Origin of the sequence: Kitasatospora sp. MBT66, from assembly GCF_000710405.2 — a bacterium.
Lineage (GTDB): Bacteria > Actinomycetota > Actinomycetes > Streptomycetales > Streptomycetaceae > Kitasatospora > Kitasatospora purpeofusca.
The window spans coordinates 1-20783 of sequence record NZ_JAIY01000024.1 but is presented as its reverse complement, the minus strand read 5'-3'; the positions used below and the strand labels follow the sequence as shown (position 1 = coordinate 20783).

The 20783-nt window shown below is 71.6% G+C and carries 19 protein-coding genes and 1 pseudogene; 6 read left to right on the top strand and 14 right to left on the bottom strand.

All coding sequences use genetic code 11. From position 1 onward, the window contains the following. Positions 1–20 precede the first annotated feature (20 nt). The 4 genes from BI06_RS44665 to BI06_RS44650 form a co-directional block, all read right to left on the bottom strand. Entirely contained in the window at positions 21–1595 is a 1575-nt protein-coding gene (locus BI06_RS44665; protein ID WP_051743062.1) for an SCO6880 family protein, read from the bottom strand. 7 nt (positions 1596–1602) lie between these two features. Further along, positions 1603–2904, bottom strand: coding sequence for a hypothetical protein (locus BI06_RS44660; protein WP_199523464.1), 1302 nt, complete (start codon positions 2902–2904; stop codon positions 1603–1605). Then, entirely contained in the window at positions 2894–3718 is an 825-nt protein-coding gene (locus tag BI06_RS55000; protein WP_043478751.1) for a hypothetical protein, read from the bottom strand. Before BI06_RS55000 ends, BI06_RS44660 begins: the two co-directional genes overlap by 11 nt. A gap of 280 nt (positions 3719–3998) precedes the next feature. Next, positions 3999–4349, bottom strand: a complete 351-nt coding sequence (locus tag BI06_RS44650) for a hypothetical protein (protein WP_045941228.1) — start codon at positions 4347–4349, stop codon at positions 3999–4001. A gap of 239 nt (positions 4350–4588) precedes the next feature. Between BI06_RS44650 and BI06_RS44645 the strand changes: the two genes are divergently transcribed. Both BI06_RS44645 and BI06_RS44640 read left to right on the top strand, forming a co-directional pair. Continuing rightward, positions 4589–5794 carry an NlpC/P60 family protein gene (locus BI06_RS44645; protein ID WP_369826404.1) on the top strand — a complete coding sequence of 402 codons (1206 nt, stop codon included), beginning with the start codon at positions 4589–4591 and terminating at the stop codon, positions 5792–5794. Between the two features lie 196 nt (positions 5795–5990). Further along, positions 5991–6731: a phosphatase PAP2 family protein gene (locus BI06_RS44640; RefSeq protein ID WP_043478748.1), complete on the top strand. Its 741-nt coding sequence runs from the start codon at positions 5991–5993 to the stop codon at positions 6729–6731. Positions 6732–6746: 15 nt separating this feature from the next. On the opposite strand, the gene BI06_RS44635 is transcribed toward BI06_RS44640, so the two are convergent. Then, entirely contained in the window at positions 6747–6941 is a 195-nt protein-coding gene (locus BI06_RS44635) for a hypothetical protein (protein WP_149030693.1), read from the bottom strand. A 162-nt stretch (positions 6942–7103) separates the two neighbouring features. On the opposite strand from BI06_RS44635, the gene BI06_RS44630 reads away from it, so the two are divergent. Next, positions 7104–8015, top strand: coding sequence for a hypothetical protein (locus BI06_RS44630; protein WP_055731183.1), 912 nt, complete (start codon positions 7104–7106; stop codon positions 8013–8015). Positions 8016–8187: 172 nt separating this feature from the next. After that, positions 8188–8412, top strand: coding sequence for a hypothetical protein (locus tag BI06_RS44625; RefSeq protein WP_051743066.1), 225 nt, complete (start codon positions 8188–8190; stop codon positions 8410–8412). Positions 8413–8456: 44 nt separating this feature from the next. On the opposite strand, the gene BI06_RS44620 is transcribed toward BI06_RS44625, so the two are convergent. Beyond that, positions 8457–8849 (bottom strand): metal-sensitive transcriptional regulator, encoded by a 393-nt coding sequence (locus BI06_RS44620; protein ID WP_030397522.1) that lies wholly within the window; start codon positions 8847–8849, stop codon positions 8457–8459. Between the two features lie 356 nt (positions 8850–9205). Here BI06_RS44620 and BI06_RS44615 point away from each other — a divergent pair, with 356 nt between their 5' ends. Continuing rightward, a complete protein-coding gene (locus BI06_RS44615; RefSeq protein WP_030312623.1) occupies positions 9206–9826 on the top strand; it encodes a DUF47 domain-containing protein in 621 nt (206 codons plus the stop codon). 5 nt (positions 9827–9831) lie between these two features. Then, positions 9832–10830 carry an inorganic phosphate transporter gene (locus BI06_RS44610; RefSeq protein ID WP_030397521.1) on the top strand — a complete coding sequence of 333 codons (999 nt, stop codon included), beginning with the start codon at positions 9832–9834 and terminating at the stop codon, positions 10828–10830. 174 nt (positions 10831–11004) lie between these two features. On the opposite strand, the gene pstB is transcribed toward BI06_RS44610, so the two are convergent. The 8 genes and pseudogenes from pstB to mshD form a co-directional block, all read right to left on the bottom strand. Then, complete coding sequence (pstB, locus tag BI06_RS44605; RefSeq protein WP_030397520.1) at positions 11005–11781, bottom strand: phosphate ABC transporter ATP-binding protein PstB; 777 nt, start codon at positions 11779–11781, stop codon at positions 11005–11007. 44 nt (positions 11782–11825) lie between these two features. Beyond that, on the bottom strand, positions 11826–12902 hold the full coding sequence (pstA, locus tag BI06_RS44600; RefSeq protein WP_043478740.1) for a phosphate ABC transporter permease PstA: 1077 nt from the start codon (positions 12900–12902) through the stop codon (positions 11826–11828). Then, positions 12899–13876: a phosphate ABC transporter permease subunit PstC gene (pstC, locus tag BI06_RS44595; RefSeq protein ID WP_030397518.1), complete on the bottom strand. Its 978-nt coding sequence runs from the start codon at positions 13874–13876 to the stop codon at positions 12899–12901. The genes pstA and pstC overlap by 4 nt, the downstream gene beginning before the upstream one ends. Before the next feature lie 149 nt (positions 13877–14025). After that, a complete protein-coding gene (gene pstS / locus BI06_RS44590; RefSeq protein ID WP_030397517.1) occupies positions 14026–15159 on the bottom strand; it encodes a phosphate ABC transporter substrate-binding protein PstS in 1134 nt (377 codons plus the stop codon). A 243-nt stretch (positions 15160–15402) separates the two neighbouring features. After that, complete coding sequence (locus tag BI06_RS44585; RefSeq protein WP_233290559.1) at positions 15403–15897, bottom strand: NUDIX hydrolase; 495 nt, start codon at positions 15895–15897, stop codon at positions 15403–15405. 1 nt (position 15898) lies between these two features. Continuing rightward, on the bottom strand, positions 15899–16984 hold the full coding sequence (locus BI06_RS44580) for a CHAD domain-containing protein (protein ID WP_051743060.1): 1086 nt from the start codon (positions 16982–16984) through the stop codon (positions 15899–15901). A 240-nt stretch (positions 16985–17224) separates the two neighbouring features. Further along, positions 17225–19378: pseudogene (locus BI06_RS44575) on the bottom strand (RNA degradosome polyphosphate kinase); the annotation flags it as partial. A gap of 343 nt (positions 19379–19721) precedes the next feature. Continuing rightward, positions 19722–20738 carry a mycothiol synthase gene (gene mshD, locus BI06_RS44570; protein ID WP_051743059.1) on the bottom strand — a complete coding sequence of 339 codons (1017 nt, stop codon included), beginning with the start codon at positions 20736–20738 and terminating at the stop codon, positions 19722–19724. Between the last annotated feature and the right edge of the window lie 45 nt (positions 20739–20783).

Sequence of the window (20783 nt, the reverse complement as noted above, 5' to 3'; positions counted from 1 at the left end):
GTCGCTCGGCCGGGATCCGCTCAGCGGCGGATACCGGTGGCGAACGGCAGGGTGTTGACGAACGCGCGGTGGTGCTCGCGGTCGCACCACTCCAGCTTCAGATAGCTCTTGCCGGCCGAGGCCCGGATCGTCCGCTTGTCCCGGGCCAGCGCGTCCGGGTTGCGCGAGGAGACCGTGATGTACCCGACCAGGTTGACGCCGGCCGCGCCGGACGCCAGGTCGTCGCCCCGCTGGTCCACCCGGCCGGTGTGGGCCAGGTCGCGCGGGTCGACCGTGCGGTTCATCTTGGCGGCGCGGCTGGCCTCCGCCTCGTCGTTGGTCTTCTCGGTGAGCATCCGCTCGATGGCGACATCTGTCGGTTCCAGGTCCATCGTCACCGCCACCGTCCGGATCACGTCCGGGGTGTGCACCAGCAGCGGCGCCAGGAAGTTGACGCCGACCGGGGTCAGCGGCCACTCCTTGATCCACGCGGTGGCGTGGCACCACGGCTCCCGGGTCGCCGACTCCCGGGTCTTCGCCTGGAGGAACTGCTGATGCGTGGCGTCCAGCTCGGCCGGCCAGGCATTGCGCCTCGACATCGCCTGGATGTGGTCGATCGGGTGGTCCGGGTCGTACATCGAGTGCAGCAGCGAGGAGAGCCGGGCCTGGCCCAGCGGCTGCCGCACCCGGATGTCCGCCTCCGCCAGCCGGGCGCAGATGTCGGTCAGCTCGCGGGCCATCACCGAGGCGAGGCCCTCGTCGTCGCGGGCCCGCCGGCCGGTGGCCGTCCGCCCCATCGCGTGCGCCTCGGCGGCGAGGTCCCGGGTGTAGTGCATGCACGCCACCAGGTACGCCCGGTGCTGCTCGGACGAGGTCGACACCATCGACTGCAACTGGTCGTACGAGTCCTTCAGCCAGTTCGGCGCACCCGGGTCGCCGCGCCGCTCCACGTCCTTGGCGTGCGCGTCCGGGTCGGCCGGCAGGGTCCGGGCCAGGATCTGCAGCCGGGTCACGAAGCCGTCCCCGTTCGCGACGTGCTTCAGCAGTGTCCCGAACCGGTCGACCAGCGCCTCCTGGTCCTCCGAGTCTCGCAGCCCGACACCCGGGCCCTCGATCTCGATCGCCGCCGTCACCGTGCGCCGCTCCAGGTGCATCAGCACCGCGACCTCGTCCGGCCCGAACGGCGCCGACAGCCAGCGCAGCCGCCCGACCCCGGGCGGCGGGCCGATCTCCACCTCACGGCCGTCCAGCCGGGTCCCGGCGTCGACCGCGTCCGACTTCCACACCGCCCGCCCGCTGCGGACCGTCCGCCGGTAGGTGCGGTTGATCTCCACCCACTTGTAGAACGTCCGACGGCGGTACGGCACGTACACGGCCGCGATCGCCAGCGCCGGCAGACCCACCAGACCCGCGATGCGCAGCGGCAGGACCGGCATCAGCAGACCCCAGAGCATGCCGAGGAACGCGCCGAAGATGATCAGCACGATCTCGCCGGACTCCCGGTTCCGGCCGATCGGCGCGTTCGGGCGGGCCTTGCCGATCAGGTAGGTGCGGCGCTGGTGCACGTACGGCTGGGCGTACTGGGCCCCGTACTGGCCGAGCGGTTCGCTGCTCACTTACCCGTCACCCTCCCTTCGCTGGATTGCTGTCGCGGGTCGGACCCGAGGCCTGGGCCGGCGGCCCGGCCTGCGGCGGCGGCGAGGGCGCCCGGGACGCGTGGGCGGCGATGCCCGGGGCGACCGAACCGCCGCCGGCACCCCCACCGCCCCCGCCGCCGCCCGGGGCGCCGCGGTCGCCGTGCGTGCTGATGCCCTGCCGCATGAAGTTCGCGGTCCCGTTGATCATCGCCGACCCGGCGGACACCGCGCTCGCCCGGGCATGACGCATGTTCATGATCTCGTCGCCGAAGCCCGGCACGAAGCGGTAGACGGCGGCGCTCGCGAAGATCGACAGGAAGAGGATCGCCAGCCCCGACAGCACCCGGGCGAAGTCGTCGCTCGCCCCCGCCCCGGCCGACACCGCACCCGCCAGCCCGAGGATGATCACGATGATCGGCTTCGCCAGGTCCACCGCCAGCATCACCCCCGCCCAGCGGCGCACGTGCTTCCACAGCTGCTTGTCGACCAGCCCCGCGTACACCGCCGTCCCCAGCAGCGCGCCCACGTACAGCATCGCCGCCCGGATCAGCAGCTCGATCCAGAGCACCGCGGCGGCCAGCACGGCCACCAGCGAGGTGATGATCAGAATCAACGGCCCGCCGCCGATGTCACCCTTCTCCAGGGTGTCCGCGAACCCGCCCAGATACGTCCCGGTGTCCGACTTCGTCCCCACCGCGATCGCCTTGGTCAGCCCGTCGGTCGCGCTCACCACCGTGTACAGGATCAACGGCGTGAACGCCGACGCCACCACCGTCAGCCAGAGGAACCCGATCGCCTCCGAGATCGCCGTCGTCAACGGCGCCCCGCGCACCGCCCGCTTGGTCACCGCGAGCAGCCACAGCACCAGCGTGACGACCGTCGACGCGGCGAACACCACCGCGTACTGCTGCAGGAACGACGCATTGGTGAAGTCCACCTCCGTCGTCCCGTCGATCGCCCCCGACAACTTCCGCACCACCCACACCGCCGCCTGCGCACACCCCTTCGCCAGCGCCCCCAACGGGTCCGTGACGGTCCCGACCGTCCCGCTCCCGGGCAGGGACCCCCCGCTGCCACCGGGGGCGCAGTAGACGTCGTTGCCGGGCAGGGGGATCCCGGGGCAGTTCGAGGCAGGGTTGCTCGGAGTGGGAGTCGGGGTTGCGCTGGGCGAGGGTTCGGCGAGCGCCTGCTGCGCCGTCAGGACCACTGCCAGCAGTCCCAGGGCGACCCCGCCCGAAAGCCTTGTCAGAGCGCGCGGCATCGACGCCAGGCCACCGTCAGCGCGCATAGCGGAAGCCTCCGAACTGCTCGACGGCACCTGTGATCTCCTCAGCGGTCGCAGCCTGCTGGTCGGGCGGGACAGGTGCCGGGCCCGACGCCCGGCTGTAGTCGGTGAGTTTCCAGTCCTCGCCCACCCACCGCAGGCTGAGGGTGAGGGTGAACCACTCCTCCGAGACGGGGCGGACCGAACGCTCGCCCGCGACCCCGAACAGACCCGTGCACCAGACCTCGACCTTCGCGTTCTCGGACGTGTACCCGCTGCTCTTGGTCCCCACCGGGACCGTCCGGCTGACGAAGGTCATCCCCTGCGGGGCGCGTCCCTGTGCGTCCACCCCGAACCTGGCGGCCGTCTCCGGCGAGAACCCCTGGTCCAGCCGCGCCTGCAGGGCCTGGGCCGCGGCCGGGTCGGCGATGGTGGTGACGATGGTGTGGCGGCTGTCGGCGCGGAACATGTCGGCGGACCCGATGGCCACGGCGTAGTTGGCGGCGGCGGACTGGGCGCCCTGGTCGGTGTGCGGGAAGCCGGCGGCGATGCCGTTGACGGTGGCGGTCACCGGCTGGTCCCCGCTGGGCGCGGGGCCCGCGCCGGAGGTGGCGGTGGCCCCGGCGGCCCGGTCGGCGGAGCGTCCGGCGGCGGCGGTGCCGGGGTCGGGCTTGCCCCGGTTGGCGATGGAGATCGCCAGGACCAGCAGGGCGACGACCAGCAGGACGGTCAGAAGGGTGCGCAGCGGGCGTGCCTGACGGGCACTCATCTGCGACGAGGGCTGTTCGCCGACCGGCAGCCGCGTACGGGTGTGCGGCTGGTCGTCGGACAACGGCACGGCGGCCCTCCTGGTGCGGGGAGCCGGGGGCGGCTCCGGGGGCCCCTCCGGCCGTGGGCGGGCGGGAGGGAAGGGGTGGTGGATGGATTCCCGGCGTGGCGCCGGGCATGCACGGATGCCCGGTCGGACGGTCCGGCAGTCGGACGGTCAGACGATCGGACAGGTCGACCGGCAAGGATGCCGCGCCGTCCGCCGGCGCGTCACGACGGTCCGCCCCGTGGGCGCCGTCGGCTCCGCCTCGGCTGTCCGCTCCGCCTGTCCGGCCCGCGCTGCCCGATCGTCAGATCGCCATGCCGTACACAATGGTGAACAGAGTGCCAAGTGATCCAATGATGAACACGCCGGTCAGACCGGCGATGATCAGTCCCTTGCCCTGTTCGGCGCCGAAGCTGTCGCGCATCGCGGTGGCACCGATCCGCTGCTTGGCCGCACCCCAGACAGCGAGGCCGAGGCAGGCCAGGATCGCCACGGCCATGACGACCTCGACCATCACCCGGGCCTCCGAGCCGAGACTCGCGAACGGACCCCAGTCCGGGGCGATCCCGCCGATGATGGTGTCGATATTCGGCTTTTTTGGAGGGTCCTCGGCCAGGTGGCCGATCGCGATGCTGTGCACGCTGCTCTGGTTCATTTCCATCTCACCGCCCGATCAGGCAAATTCAAGGGCCCAGACCCCGCCCGCGCGAAGGGTCGGTACCTATTCTTGGCCAGATCTGATGTCGACTTGGCTGCTTCTCGCGGATTGGTCGTGAGGCATCGGACACGTACGCGAGGATGTCCACCGTACGAAGGATAGCGCTCACTCTTTGTATCTCTGATGATTGCGGTGAGCAACGCCTTCCGGGACACTTCGACTGACGATTCGTCGGGATGGTGCTGATGGTACTCCGGAAGGGCGCTACGGCCGCCGCTGCCGCAGGAGTTGTCGCGGTCGGCTTCATCGGGCTGGTGACGTTCGGGACGTATGCGGCGAGCGGGACTCCGCAGCGCCAGGGCAATGCCGCCGGGCTCTCCCCGGGAACCGTTCCGGCCGCGTACCAAGGGCCGATCGAACAGTGGGGGCGGCTCTGCCCCGATCTCTCCCCCCCGTTGCTCGCGGCGCAGTTGTACCAGGAAAGCGGTTTCGACCCACGGGCCCGTTCCGGGGTCGGGGCGGAGGGATTGGCGCAGTTCATGCCGGGCACCTGGGCGGCGTACGGCACGGACGGCAACAACGACGGCCGGAAGGACCCCTGGGAGCCGCTGGACGCGATCGCCTCGGCCGCCACCTTCGACTGCGCGCTGGCCTCCTTCGTCGCCAAGGTCCCGGGCGACCGCCAGTCGAACATGCTGGCCGCCTACAACGCCGGGCCGGGCGCGGTGACGAAGTACCAGGGCGTGCCGCCGTACCGGGAGACCCAGGGGTACGTGCGGAACATCCTGGCCACCTCCCGCAGCTTCGCCGCCCCGGTCGCGCCGGTGGAGGTCTCCGCGCAGTCCGCCGGGGCGATCTACTTCGCCCAGGGCAAGCTCGGCACCCCGTACCTGTGGGGCGGCGACGGGCTGGCCTGGCAGAACGGGCGGTTCGACTGCTCCGGGCTCACCAAGGCCGCGTTCGAGAGCGTGGGCATCGTCCTGCCCCGGGTCGCCAACGACCAGTGGTACGCCGGCCCGCACCCGTCCCGGGACCAGCTGCGTCCGGGCGACCTGGTGTTCTGGGCGACCGATCTGACCGACCCGCGCTCCATCCACCACGTGGGCATCTACGTCGGCGGCGGGTACATGATCAACGCCCCGCACACCGGTGCGGTGATCCGCTACGACAAGATCGACACCAAGGAGTACATCGGGGCCACCCGGGTGACCTCGGACGCCGCCCAGGCACTGCCGAACCGCAACGCCGACGGCGGGGTGATCGCTCCGAGCCGCCCCGGCGACCCGGCTCCGGCCCCCGCCTCGGCCCCTTCCGGCCCGACGTCCCCGACCGGCCCGACCTCCCCGGCGGCCCAGGCGGCACAGGCGGCCCCGGCCGCCCGGCCCACCGCGGTCGCCGCCACCGGACCGGCCGGTTCCGGTCAAACCCCCGCAAAGAACTGATCCCCGACCGCCCGGCCGGTGTGCGCGCGGCGTGGACGCTGAGTCAAGTTTCCATAACCGCGCGTTTCCGTGGAACGCTGTCCGTCGGTTATGACGTTGTGTCCGTTGGCCTTCCGTCAGCCGCCCTGACCTGGGCGACGGCGGACGGGCCCCGGCCGGAACGATCCAGGTGCAGCGGACCAGAAGGAGGTGCGGCGTGTCGACGCCGCTTGCCGACACGACCAACCCCGACCTCGGCCTGCTCTACGCAGTCAACGGCCTGGCCAAACACGCCCCGGCCCGGCTGGACCACCTGGTGTCCTGGATCGGCGAGTACGGCATCCTGATCGGCCTCGCGCTGCTGGGCCTGGTGGGCTGGCTGCAGGCCCGGCGGCGTCCGGACGCCCCGGTGGCGGTCGCCGGGCTGCTCTGGGCCCCGCTGTCGGTCGCCATCGCCGAGCTCGCCAACCTGCCGATCGCGGCGATCGTGGACCGCCCCCGGCCCTTCGTGGACCACCCCGACCTGGAGGTGCTGGTCGAGGGCAAGGCCGGCACCTACTCCTTCGTCAGCGACCACTCCACGATGTCGATGGGCATCGCGGTGGCGCTCTTCCTGGTGAACCGCCGGCTCGGCTGGATCGCCGGCGGCCTGGCCCTGCTGCAGGGCTTCTGCCGGATGTACATGGGCGTCCACTACCCCACCGATGTGATCGGCGGCTTCGCGCTGGCCGTCGCCGTGGTGCTGCTGCTGGCGCCGATCGCGATGGCCGTGCTCGTCCCGCTCTGCCACGCCCTGGCCCGCACCCCGCTCGCCCCGCTGATCCGCGCCGGACGGCGCGGCGAGGCCGGCGGCGGCGGCCGGGGCCCCGGGCGCGGCGGACGGGGGCGGCGCGGCGGCGGGACCCGCGGGACGGTGCGCACCGAGGAACCGCGACCCGAGTCCGACCTGGCCGCATGATCCGAACGATCCGCCCTACCCCCGCGGGGCGGTGTCGTTGCCGATCAGGTGGTCGTCGGCCTCGCAGCGGGCGAGGTCGCGCGAGCGCCGGGCCGGGGAGAACCAGCCGCAGCTGCAGGTCGCGAAGCAGAAGGAACCGCGTTCGCTGATCGCGACGCGGTGCTCGGGCATCCGGACGGTGCCGGGAACGTCCGGCAGCTCACTGTGCACGTGGTTCACGGTAACGCGCCGGACCACCGGCGCGCGACGTCCGGAACGCGCCGGGTCCGGCGTAACCCCTTGCGCCCCAACTCGTTTGCCCGGAAAGAGCTCTGCCCACCCCCCGGTGGCCGGCGGGGCAGTCGGGCCCGAGGGGGTTTCGCGAGGATGAAGATGACCGACCAGCAGCACGACGTCCGAACGGTCGGCCGGGCGGAGCGGCGGCCGCGGCCGGCGGCGGGGGCCGTGCTGCTCGCCGCCGTCCTCACCGGCGCGGCCGGACTGGCCGGCTGCTCGCCGGACGGTGCCGGGGGCGCCTCGGCCGACCAGCAGGCGAGCAGCACCCCGGACCAGCTCTCCGCCGACCCGCTGACGGCGGTCCGCGGCACCGCCGACATCACCGGCCGGGCCGGGTCGGCGCACGCCGCCACCGAGCTGGTGACCGAGTCCGCCGACAAGAAGGCGGTCTTCACCGGCACCGGCGGCTACGACTACGTGAAGCGGATCGGCCGGCTGGAGGTGCAGGTGCCGCCCGGCGCCGCGACCACCGGCAAGATCGTCGAGGTGCTGCTGCCCGGCACCGTCTACCTCCAGAACAGCGGCGCCAAGGTGCCGGAGGGCAAGTGGGTCAAGCTGGACGTCCGCCAGCTGCCGGACGGCAACCTGGTCAGCGGCGGCGCCACCGACCCGGCCTCCGCCGCGGGCGCGCTGCGCGGGGCGCAGAAGGCCGAGGCGGTGGGCACCGAGACGGTCGACGGGGTGGCCCTGAAGCACTTCCGCGGCACCCTGGACCTCGCCAAGGCGGCCGACGCCACCGGCGGACGGGGCGGGGACGGCCTGCGGATGGGGGCGCAGACCTTCACCGTGAAGGACATCCCCTACGACGCCTGGCTGGACGACCAGGGCCGGCTGCACAAGGTGGTCGAGGTCTTCACCTTCGCCGGGGTGGCCGGGTCCAAGGAGGCGAAGGACCAGGTGAAGGTGGTCTCGACCACCACACTGACGGACTTCGGCAAGCCGGTGGAGGCCGCCGAGCCCGCCGCCGCGGACATCTTCACCATGAAGCCCGGCGAGAACCCGAAGTAGCTCGGCGTGGGAGGCCGCCGGTCCGGGTGGGCCCGGGAGTCCCGGAGCCCACCCGTTTCGGCGGCGCCGAGATGGCCCGTCCGTGCCATGTGGACGGGCTCCGAAGTGCCTAGGCTGGACGTCGGGTGGCTGCCGCCCGGGCTGGCGAGGCGCTGAAGGGGTGGTGCAGGTGATGGCGTCCACGGGCGACCGCAGCGGCGGCCACGACGACGCGGCCCTCGACGAGATCGAGCTGGCCGGTGAGCTGATGATCGCCGCCACGGCCAGCAGCGGTGACCGGCTGCCGACCGAGCGGATCGACGAGGTGCTGCTCGACCGGCCCGACGGCGGTCCGGCCACCGAAGCCGAGCGCGAGCTGCCGGACCAGCGGGAGCTGCCGGACCCGCGGGACCCGTAGGCCCCGCGGCACCCGGGTCGGCCCCGCCGTCGGCGGCGGCGCGCTCAGCTGCGCAGCAGCCGGGCGATCGCCGCGGTGGCCTCGGCGACCTTGGCGTCCAGCTCGGCCCCGCCCTCCTCGGCGGCGGCCGCGACGCAGTGCCGCAGGTGCTCCTCGAGCAGGGAGAGCGCGAAGGACTGCAGGGCCTTGGTACTGGCCGAGACCTGGGTGAGCACGTCGATGCAGTAGACGTCCTCGTCGACCATCCGCTGGAGTCCGCGGATCTGGCCCTCGATCCGGCGCAGCCGCTTGAGGTGCGCGTCCTTCTGGGCGCTGTACCCGTGCGGGCCGTGACCGGCGGGGGCGGCCTCGACGGCATCCGGGGAGACCGCGTGCTCGCCGTGCGGTTCCGCCCCGGGCGCCTGCTCCGGCCCGGTACGCGCTTGCGTGGTGGTCATCGGCCCGCCTTCGTCTGGGTGCCTGGGTGGCTGCGTCGGCCTCCAGTGTCCAACACCCGGGCCCGTCGTGGTGTTCCTCCGGCGCCGCGGGCCCGGAGCGGGCCGGCGACCGGTCGGTCCCCGGGTTCCCCCGTCCGGGGAACACCCCGTCGTTCCGGCCGCACGGCAGGGGCAATCCGGGCGAGGTTCCGTCAGACTGGGGGCTTACGCCCGTACCTGTGGTGCATCGGACCCACCGCTGCGGCAGCCGAACGGAAGGGGAGGTTCCGGCTCCTTTTCGGCCACCCCGTTTGCGCTCCCACGCGCGGTTGCACCTAGCATCGTTCAGTCCCCTACCCCGCACATCGGAGATTTCCGTGCGTTTTAGCCTGACCCCGAAGGAGACGAGTTTCTACGACATGTTCGCCGCCGCCGCGGAGAACCTGGTCGTGGGCTCGAAGCTCCTGCTGGAACTGCTGGGATCAGACGTGTCGGCCCGCGCGGAGATCGTCGAGCGCATGCGCGCCGCCGAGCACGCCGGAGACGACACCACCCATGCGATCTTCCACCAGCTGAACTCGTCCTTCATCACGCCCTTCGACCGCGAGGACATCTACAACCTCGCCTCGTCGCTGGACGACATCATGGACTTCATGGAGGAGGCCGTCGACCTGGTCGTCCTCTATGACATCCAGACCCTGCCGAAGGGCATCGAGCAGCAGATCGAGGTCCTGGCCCGCGCCGCCGAGCTGACCGCCGAGGCGATGCCGAACCTGCGGAGCATGTCCAACCTGACCGAGTACTGGATCGAGGTCAACCGGCTGGAGAACCAGGCCGACCAGATCCACCGCAAGCTGCTCGCCCACCTCTTCTCCGGCCAGTACGAGGCGATCGAGGTGCTCAAGCTCAAGCAGGTCGTGGACGTCCTCGAACAGGCCGCGGACGCCTTCGAGCACGTCGCCAACACGGTGGAGACCATCGCGGTCAAGGAGTCCTGACCCCCGTGGACATGGCAGCACTCATCGCCGTCGTCGGCGTTGCGTTCTTCTTCACCTACACCAACGGCTTCCACGACTCGGCCAACGCGATCGCGACCTCGGTCTCCACCCGGGCCCTGACGCCCAGGGCGGCGCTGGCGATGGCCGCGGTGATGAACCTGGCCGGCGCCTTCCTGGGCAGCGGGGTGGCGCACACCGTCTCCCAGGGCATCATCGAGACCCCGACCGGCAACCAGGGGATGGCGATCCTGTTCGCCGCGCTGGTCGGAGCGATCGCCTGGAACCTGGTCACCTGGTACTTCGGCCTGCCCTCCTCCTCCTCGCACGCGCTGTTCGGCGGCATGGTCGGCGCGGCCCTGGCGGGCGGCACCGAGGTGATCTGGAGCGGCGTCATCGACAAGATCATCATCCCGATGATCGTCTCCCCGGTGGTCGGCCTGGTCGGCGGCTTCCTGGTGATGCTGGCGATCCTCTGGCTGTTCCGCCGGGCCAACCCGCACCGGGCCAAGCGCAACTTCCGGGTCGCGCAGACCGCCTCGGCCGCCGCGATGGCGCTCGCGCACGGTCTGCAGGACGCCCAGAAGACCATGGGCATCGTGGTGATGGCCCTGGTGATCTCGGGCCACGAGAGCCCGGACGACCCGATCCCGGTGTGGGTGAAGATCTCCTGCGCGACCATGCTCTCGCTCGGCACCTACGCCGGCGGCTGGCGGATCATGCGGACCCTCGGCCGGAAGATCATCGAGCTCGACCCGCCGCAGGGCTTCGCCGCCGAGGCCACCGCCTCGACCGTCATGTACATCACCTCGTTCGTCTTCAAGGCGCCGATCTCCACCACCCACGTGATCACCTCGGCGATCATGGGCGCGGGTGCCACCAAGCGGATCCGCGCGGTGCGCTGGGGCGTCGCCAAGAACATCGTGCTCGGCTGGTTCATCACCATGCCGGCGGCCGCCCTGGTCGCGGCGCTGGTGTACTGGTTCGTCCACCTGTTCTGGGGCTGACCGGCACCGCCGGTCCGGACACGGACGCCGGCGGACATCGCCGCGGCCACGGCACGGACGCGACAGGGCCCGCCCCCCGATACCGGGGGGCGGGCCCTTTTCATGCTTCGCGGCGGCACCGCCATGCAGCACCGCGAAGCAGCCTGTGACGCGCTGCCCGCGCGGTCCGGCGGTTTAGCCGAAGCGGCCGGAGATGTAGTCCTCGGTCGCCTGCACGGACGGGTTGGAGAAGATCCGCTGGGTGTCGTCGAGCTCGATCAGCTTGCCCGGCTGGCCGACACCGGCCAGGTTGAAGAAGGCGGTGCGGTCGCTGACGCGGGCCGCCTGCTGCATGTTGTGGGTCACGATGACGATGGTGAACTGGGTCTTCAGCTCGCCGATCAGGTCCTCGATGGCGAGGGTCGAGATCGGGTCGAGGGCCGAGCACGGCTCGTCCATCAGCAGGACCTGCGGCTCGACCGCGATGGCGCGGGCGATGCAGAGGCGCTGCTGCTGACCGCCGGAGAGGCCGGCGCCCGGCTTGTTCAGCCGGTCCTTGACCTCGTTCCAGAGGTTGGCGCCCTGGAGGGACTTCTCGACCTTGTCATCCAGCACGGACTTCTTGCGGACACCCGAGAGCTTGAGGCCGGCGATCACGTTGTCGTAGATCGACATGGTCGGGAACGGGTTCGGGCGCTGGAAGACCATGCCGACCGAACGGCGGACGGCGACCGGGTCGACGCTGGTGCCGTACAGGTTCTCGTCGTCCAGGAGCACCTTGCCCTCGACACGGGCGCCCGGGATCACCTCGTGCATCCGGTTGAGGGTCCGCAGGAAGGTGGACTTGCCGCAGCCGGAGGGGCCGATGAAGGCCGTCACCGAGCGGGGTTCGATCGCCATCGAGATGTCCTCGATGGCCTTGGTGGAGCCGTAGTAGGCGGACAGTCCGCTGACGTCGATGCGCTTGGCCATGATCGTTCGTCTTCTCTCAGTCTTCGTCGTCGTACGTCAGTCGGTCAGTGCCCGGCCTTGGGCGAACGCCAGCGGGCGATGCCCCGGGCGATGAGGTTGAGCCCCATCACGAAGGCGATCAGCACGAGCGCGGCTCCCCAGGCACGGGCGTAGCCGTACTGGTTGTTCACCTGGGAGTACTGCATCCAGATGTACATCGGCAGTGACTGCTGCGGCCCGTCGAACGGGTTGTTGTTGATGTAGTCCGCGCCGAAGACCAGCAGCATCACCGGTGCGGTCTCACCCGTGATTCGGGCGACCGCGAGCATCACACCGGTGGTGATGCCGCCGATGGCGGTGGGGATGACGATCCGAAGAATCGTCTTCCACTTCGGCACGCCGAGCGCGTACGACGCCTCGCGCAGCTCGTTCGGGACGAGCTTGAGCATCTCCTCGGTGGAACGGACCACGACCGGCAGCATCAGGATGGCCAGCGCGAGGCTGCCCGAGAAGCCGGAGTAGTTGAAGCCGAGGGCGAGGTTCCAGACCGACAGGATGAACAGACCGGCGACGATCGACGGGACACCCGTCATGACGTCGACGAAGAAGGTGACCGCCTTGGCCAGCTTGCCCCGGCCGTACTCGACCAGGTAGACGGCGGTCAGCAGGCCGATGGGCGCGGCCATCAGGCTGGCGAGGAAGACCTGCTGCAGGGTGCCGATCAGCGCGTGGTAGATACCACCGCCGGGGCCGGAGGCCCGCACGCCGCGCATCGAGTGGGACAGGAAGTTCCCGTCCACCACCTTGGCGCCCTGCTGGACGGTGTAGAAGGTCAGGGCCAGCAGCGGGATCACGGCCAGGATGAAGGCGACCCAGACCACCGAGGTGGCGAGCCGGTCCTTGGCCTGGCGGCGGCCCTCGACCTGCGCCGAGAGCACGTAGCTGATGACCACGAAGAGGATCGCGGAGATCAGGCCCCACTGGAGCTTGCTCTCCAGGCCGCCGACCGCGCCGATGCCGCAGCCGAGGGCGATGGAGCCGGCTGCCACGGCGGCCGGGGCCCACTTGGGCAGCCGGTTGGCGGTCAGCGGCCGGCCCAACGGGCGGGCGTCCGCCGGGACCGACGTCGTAGCGGCACTCATGCGTTGGCCCCCGAGTACTCCTTGCGGCGGGCGACGATCAGCCGCGCGGCACCGTTCACCAGCAAGGTGATGACGAACAGGACGAGACCGGAAGCCATCAGCGCGTCCCGGCCGAAGGGCTGGGCCTCGCTGAACTTCAGCGCGATGTTCTGCGCGAAGGTGCCGCCGCCCGGGTCGAGCACGTGCAGCGAGAGGACGCTGCTGGAGGAGAGCACGATGGCGACCGCGATGGTCTCGCCGAGCGCGCGGCCGAGGCCGAGCATCGAGGCCGAGATGATGCCGGGGCGGCCGAAGGGCAGCACCGCGGTGCGGATCATCTCCCAGCGGGTCGCGCCGAGCGCGAGCGCGGCCTCCTCGTGCATCCGCGGCACCTGCCGGAAGATCTCACGGCTGACCGCGGTGATGATCGGGAGGACCATGATCGCCAGCAGGATGCCGACGGTGAACAGGTTGCGCGGGGTGGTCGCCCGGGACTGGTCGAAGATGTACGTCCAGCCGAGGTAGTCGTCCATCCAGCTGGTCAGGCCCTCCAGGTGCGGAACCAGGAAGAGCGCGCCCCACAGGCCGTAGATGATGCTGGGCACGGCCGCCAGCAGGTCCACCAGGTAGGCGAACGGCTGGGCGATCCGGCGCGGCGCGTAGTGGGAGATGAACAGCGCGATCCCGATCGCCACCGGCACCGCGATCACCATCGCGATCGTCGCGCTGACGATGGTGCCGAACACCAGGACGGCGATGCCGAAGACCGGCTTCGGGGCGTCCGGCGTCCACTCGAAGGTGGTGAAGAAGTTGCCCTCGTTCTTGCTCAGGGCGATGCCCGAGCGCCAGGTCAGGAAGCCCGCGATGGCGGCCATGACCACCAGCAGCAGGATGCCCGACCCGCGGGACAGGTTCATGAAGATCTTGTCGCCGACCCGGCTGTCGCGCCGGCGGCGCTCCCCGCCGGGCGGGGCGGCAGGGGTGTTTGAAGTCATTGGTCTACTCCGGTCTGGTGGTGCGGCCCCGAGGGGGCGGCACCATGGCGGCGGTGCCCCGGACGTGGTGCGTTCGTCGGTACGTTCCGCTGGGGACGGCCCCGGCCCCCCTCGTTCACGGGGCCGCCCCAGCGGAGGGTGCTACTGGATCAGGCGAGGGCCTTGACCGCGGCGGTGACCTTGCCGGTCAGCTCCTTCGGCAGCGGCACGTAGCCCGCGTCGCCGATCGCCTTCTGGCCCGCGTCGCTGATGGAGTAGGTCAGGAAGGCCTTCAGAGCGTCCAGCGTGTCGGCCTTGTTGCCCTTGTCGCAGACGATCTCGTAGGTGACCAGGACCAGCGGGTAGGAACCCTCCTCCTTGGTCGCGTAGTCGAGGGTCAGCGCCAGGTCGCTGCCGGTGCCGGCGATCTGCGCCTTGGCGAAGGTGTTGGCGGCGTTGACCGCGGTGGCCTCGACCGGCTTGGCGGCACCGGTGTTGATCGAGGCGCTCTTCAGGTTGTTCGTCTGGGCGAACGACAGCTCGGCGTAGCTGACCGAGTTCTTGACCTGCTTCACCTGGGCCGAGACACCGGCCGAGCCGCTGGCGCCCTGGCCGCCCTTGCCCGCCCACGCCTTGCTGGCCGGGTAGGACCAGGCACCGGCCGAGGTCTTGGCGAAGTACTTGGTCAGGTTCTCGGTGGTGCCCGAGTCGTCGGTGCGGTGGAACGCCTGGATGTCGGCGTCCGGCAGCTTGGCGCCCGGGTTCAGCGCGACGATGGCCGCGTCGTTCCACTTGGTGATCTGCGAGTCGAAGATCTTCGCGATCGTCGGGCCGTCCAGGACGAGGTTGTCGACACCCTCGACGTTGTAGACGATCGAGATCAGGCCCGCGACGACCGGCAGGTTGATGCCCTGGCCACCGGTGCAGACGGCCTTGCTGGCGTCGACCTCGGCCGGCTTCAGCGCCGAGTCGGAACCGGCGAACTGGATCTTGCCCTGGTTGAACTGCTGGACACCGGCACCCGAGCCGCCGCCACCGTAGTTGATGGTGGTGTCCTTGCAGGCCGCGCCGAAGTTGTTCTTCAGGATGTCGATCGCGTTGCCCTGGGCGGTGGAGCCGGCAGACACCAGGGGGGCCTGCTTCGGGCCGCAGTCGATCGCCGGGGCGGCGCTCGAGGAGCCGTTGGAGCCGGTGGCGGTGGTGTTGTTATCGTCCGAGCCGCAGGCGGCGAGCGACAGCGAGCTGACGAGCGCCATGGCACCGATCGCGAGGGCCTTGGAGCGGCCGTTCCGCTGGAGCTTCACAGGTGTCCCTTTCTGTGGCATTGCCCGACGCGCGGGTCGTGGCAAGCACGACACAGCACGGGTTTTGCTGAGGTCCGGGGCCCCTTCGGCCCGCCGGTGATACCGAAAGTAAGCCGGGCAGGTGACGCGTCAGCCGGTCGTAAGTGAACGCAGAGTGAACCTCGGACGGATGACAGGAAACTACGTCAGGTAGTAACGGTTGCGTCACGGCAAGGGCGCGGGAAGATCACTTCCACCCTTCCTTCACGACTCCCGGCCCCGCACCCGCACCGGCTTCGCGCCCAGCAGCGCCAGCAGCGCGTCCACCAACCGCCGGTCCCGCTCATGGGTCAGCCGCGCCCGCGCCTTCCCGGCCGGCAGCCACTCCAGCAGGTCCACCTCCCGGTTCGGCCGGAACGCCCCCTCCGTCGGCACCGCCGCCCAGTACCGGACCTCCTTCGGCCGGCCCTGCGCCAGATAGTGCTGGGTCGGCAGCTCCGCCCCCAGCACGCAGGAGAACCCGGTCTCCTCCCGCACCTCGCGCAGCGCCGCCTCGACCACGCTCTCGCCGGGGTCCAGCTTCCCCTTCGGCAGGCTCCAGTCGTCGTACTTCGGCCGGTGGATCACCGCCAGCCGCGGCCGGCCCAGCCGCCCGCTCCGCTTCGGCCGCCCCGGCAGCCAGAGCACCGCCCCCGCCGCCAGCACCACCGGCCCGCGGCCGACCGGCCACCGGTCCGCCGGGACCGGCCGCCCGCCCACCTCAGGCCGTCCGCGATTCCGGAGCCGACCCCCAGCCCTCGGCCGGCGGCAGCTCCAACCACGCCTCCGCACCCGGCGGCAGCTCCGGCCAGCGCCGACCGAAGGCGTACCGCGCCGCCTCCACGTCCAGCCGCTGATCGGCGTGCACCACGCCCAGCACGTACGCCGTCGCCGGAGTGATCCGCGGCGTGCGCGCCGCGGTCGCCGCCGTCACCGCCGCCTCCGAGGCCTCCTGGTGCCGCAGCAGCACCTGGTCCAGGTCGTCCAGCACCGCCGACGGCCGCCCGCACACCTCCAGCGCGTACCGGGCCCGCTTCACCAGCACCCGGGTCCGGTGCCACGGCGCGTCGTCCGCCGCCAGCGCCGCGTCCGCGTCCAGCGCCCCCCGCGCACTGGGCACCGAGCCCAGCCGACGCAGCCCGTCCCCGCCGTACGGCGTCGCCGCCCGCTGCAACGGCAGCAGCTGGGTGCTCGCCGCCAGCGCCCCGAACGCCGCCGCCGCCTGCGGCATCAGCACCGCCCCGGCCCGGCCCTCGGCCGGCTTCGCCAGCGGCGCGTCCGCCACCAGCAGCGTCATCCGGTCCGCCAGCGCGTGCAGCCGCGCCGACCGCAGCTCCTGCAGCACCGTCGAGTGCGCCCTGGTCCGGGCCAGGGTCAGCTGCCGGTCCAGCAGCGCCCGCGCCTTCGGCGCCCCCGCGTGGCCGGCCAGCATGCCGGGCCCCTCCGCCTCGCTGCCGCTCAGCCCGTCCAACGCGCCCAGCAGCCGGGCCGCCCGCCGCACCAGACCCGGCTCCAGCGCCAGCAGGTTCAGCAGCCAGGACAGCTCGGTGCGGGACTCCTGCACCCAGCCCGGCTCGAAGGACGCGCCGAAGGTGTGCAGCAGCCCGCCGATCCGCCGCACCGCCCGCAGCAGGTCCCCCGTGCCCGCGGCCGGGACCGCCGCCGCACCCGGTCTCGCGCCGACCTCGCCCACCGCCAGCGGCAGGGCGCGCAGGAACGCGCCCGCCAGGCCGGTGAGATGGCTGGAGAGGATGTCCCCGGCGGTCGCGGTGGAGGCCGCCTGGGCCGTCATCGGCGCTTCGGTCATGGCTAGGTAGATCCCCGTTCCCCCGGGGCCGTCCCCGGGGCTGGTGGCCGACCGCTCAGCGGGTCCCTGCCGCTCAGCGGCTCGCGTCGGTGGGTCGCGCGGTCGCGTCGTCGAATCTCGTGCCGTCGTGTCCCCCGGCGGCGTGGCCCGCACCGTTCGGTCCGGTGCGGGCACGCCGCGCGGTGTCGCGGCTCACGTCGTCACATCCGGCGTCAGCGGGGTCGTGGCGGCGACCGGCACTCATCTGGCCGCGACGGCCCGACGGCGCTGACGCGAGTCGATGAGGAGGTCCTGGACGTGCCGCAGCTGTTTGCCCTCGGCGTCCTGGGCGTGCCGGGTCCAGGACCCGTCCGCCCCGAGGTGCCAGGACTCCGTCTCGTCCGACATCCCGAGGTCGAGCAGCCCGGACAGCTCGGCCCGGTGCGCCGGGTCGGTGATCCGCAGCAGCGCCTCGATCCGGCGGTCCAGATTGCGGTGCATCATGTCGGCGCTGCCGATCCACACCTCCGGATCGCCGTTGTTGCCGAACACGAAGACCCGCGAGTGCTCCAGGAACCGCCCCAGGATGCTGCGCACCCGGATGTTCTCACTCAGCCCCGGCACGCCGGGCCGGATCGCGCAGATGCCGCGCACCCACACGTCCACCGGCACCCCGGCCTGCGAGGCCCGGTACAGCGCGTCGATCACGGCCTCGTCGACGATCGAGTTGACCTTGAGCTTCACGTGCGCCGGACGCCCGGCCCGGTGGTTGGCGATCTCGTTGTGGATCCGCCCCACCAGACCGTCCCGCAGCCCCCGCGGCGCGGTCAGCAGCCGGCGGTAGGACTCGCGGCGCGAATAGCCCGAGAGCCGGTTGAAGAGGTCCGAGAGGTCCGCGCCGACCTGCGGGTCCGAGGTCAGCAGACCGAGGTCCTCGTAGAGCCGGGCGGTCTTCGGGTGGTAGTTGCCGGTGCCGACGTGCGAGTAGCGGCGCAGGGTGTCACCCTCCTGCCTGACCACCAGCGACAGCTTGCAGTGCGTCTTCAGCCCGACCAGGCCGTAGACCACGTGGCAGCCGGCCTCCTCCAGCTTGCGGGCCCACTTGATGTTGGCCTGCTCGTCGAAGCGCGCCTTGATCTCGACCAGAACCAGCACCTGCTTGCCGGACTCCGCCGCGTCGATCAGCGCGTCGACGATCGGCGAGTCCCCGGAGGTCCGGTACAGCGTCTGCTTGATCGCCAGCACGTCCGGGTCGGCGGCGGCCTGCTCCAGGAAGGCCTGCACCGAGGTGGAGAAGCTGTCGAACGGGTGGTGCAGCAGCACGTCCCGCTCGCGCATCGCGGCGAAGATGTCCGGCTGCGAGGCCGACTCGACATCGGTCAGGCCGCGCGCGGTGCCCGCCACGAACTTCGGGTAGTTCAGCTCCGGCCGGTCCAGCCCGGCGATGCCGAACAGCCCGGTCAGGTCCAGCGGGCCGGGCAGCGGGAAGACCTCCGCCTCGGTGATGTTCAGCTCCCGCACCAGCAGGTCCAGGATGTAGGGGTCGATCGACTCCTCGACCTCCAGCCGCACCGGCGGGCCGAAGCGCCGCCGCATCAGCTCCTTCTCCAGGGCCTTGAGGATGTTCTCGGTGTCGTCCTCCTCCACCTCCAGGTCCTCGTTGCGAGTGACCCGGAAGGCGTGGTGGGCGAGCACCTCCATCCCCGGGAAGAGCTCCTCCAGATGCGCCCCCATGACGTCCTCCAGCGGCACGTACCGCTGCGGGGAGGCCTCCAGGAAGCGCGCGAGCGACTGCGGCACCTTCACCCGGGCGAAGTGCTTGTGCCCGGACACCGGGTTGCGCACGACGACGGCCAGGTTGAGGGAGAGCCCCGATATGTAGGGGAAGGGGTGCGCCGGGTCCACCGCCAGCGGGGTGAGGACCGGGAAGATCTTCTGCCGGAACAGCGAGTGCAGCCTCGCCTGCTCCTTCTCGGCCAGCTCCGACCAGCGGACCACCTCGATGCCCTGGGCCGCGAGGTCCGGCAGCACCTCCTGCTGGAACGCGGCGGCATGGCGGGCCATCAGCTCGCGCGACCGGGTCCAGATGAGGTCCAGCACCTCGCGCGGCTGGAGGCCGGAGGCACTGCGCTGGGCCACGCCGGTGGCGATCCTGCGCTTGAGGCCGGCCACCCGGACCATGAAGAACTCGTCGAGGTTGCTCGCGAAGATCGCCAGGAACTTGGTGCGCTCCAGCAGCGGGATCCCCGGGTCCTCGGCCAGTTCCAGGACCCGCTCGTTGAACGCGAGCCAGCTGCGCTCACGGTCGAGGAAGCGGCCCTGGGGCAGTTCCTCGGCGTCCTGCTCGTCGGTGACGGTCGGCTCCGGCGGTATCCCCAGGGCGCTGGACATCCGCGCGGGTGGGGAGGGCGGGGCAGGGACGGGGCGGGGGATGCTCATGGGCTCCAGCTCCTCCAGCAGGACGGCGTCCGGACACGAAATGCTCTTCGAGCCGTCGCCCTCGCCCGTCGCCCACGCCCACCCACCCGGCGCGGCCGCCACAGCACCGGCCACGTGTTGACCGATGCTGCACGAGCGAGACACTACGGACTTCATCCTGTGATCTTCGCGGCATTAATTGAATCCACGGTAAACACCGCATGGCCAGGAGGAAAGCTGAGGCGGTCGGTGCCGCGGCACCGGGTGCACAACCGTTGCCGCGGCCTCGTTCTCTCCGCTAGGCGGCGCCGGGGCGCGCTTTTCCGACCGTCACTCTCCGTTACGCGGAAAGGGTCGGCGGAACGGCCCCGACCGGCCCGACCCCGGCGCGGTACATCAGGTCGATTTCGTGGACGGTGAACCCGAGCCGTTCGTACACCCGCACCGCCGCCGGATTGTCCGCGTCGACGTACAGCAGCACGGTGTCGAGCCCCCGCTCACCGGCGGCGCGACCCGTCAGATGACGCAGGCCCGCCGCGGTCAGCGCCCGGCCCAGGCCGCTGCCCTGCTCCGCCGGATCGACGCCGACCACGTACACCTCGCCGAGCTCGGGCTCGGTGACGGTGGCCGGGTGCACCTTGGTCCAGTGGAAGCCGACCGGCCTGCCGTCCCGGGTGGCGAGGAAGAAGCCGGCCGGGTCGAACCAGGGCTCGGCCAGCCGGTCGGCGAGGTCCCGCTCGGTCCAGGAGCCCTGCTCCGGGTGGTGGGCGAAGGCGAGCGCGTTCAGCCGGAGCCACTCGGCGTCGTCCTCGCCGGGGCGGAAGGTCCGCAGCTCGATGCCGGCCGGGAGCGGGGCCTCCTCGGTCTGCGGCCCGGTCCGGCGCATCTGCCGCAGTTCGCGGACCAGCTCGGCACCGTACGCGTCGGCCAGGTGCCGGGCCGCCGGGTGGCCGCCGTGCACCCAGAAGTCGACATGGTCCCGGCCGGCCTTCCCGGCCTCGGCCAGCACCGCGTCCACCAGCGGACGGGCGAAGCCCCGGCCCCGGTCGGTCGGAGCGACCAGGAGCTCGGCGGCCGGGTTCGCCCCGCCGTTGTCCGGCACCTCCAGCTGGCCGTACCCGACGATGCCCGCCGCGTCCGCGTCCCGACCGGTGAGCGCGAGGAAGTGGGTCACCCCGGGCCGGGCCGTCTCCGGGGAGCGCAGGCGGAGCCGTCCCTGCTCGGACACGGCCGCCCGGCCGTCCACGGCCTGGGCCTCCGCCAAGACCCGCAGGGCCGCGTCCCGCTGGGCCGGCCGCAGTACGTCGGAGGCGAGGACCGTGGTCGCGTCGCCCGTTGTTGCCGTTCGATCGTCCATGCCCTGACGATACGTCAACGGTCAACGCAAAGAACCCCCGTCGGT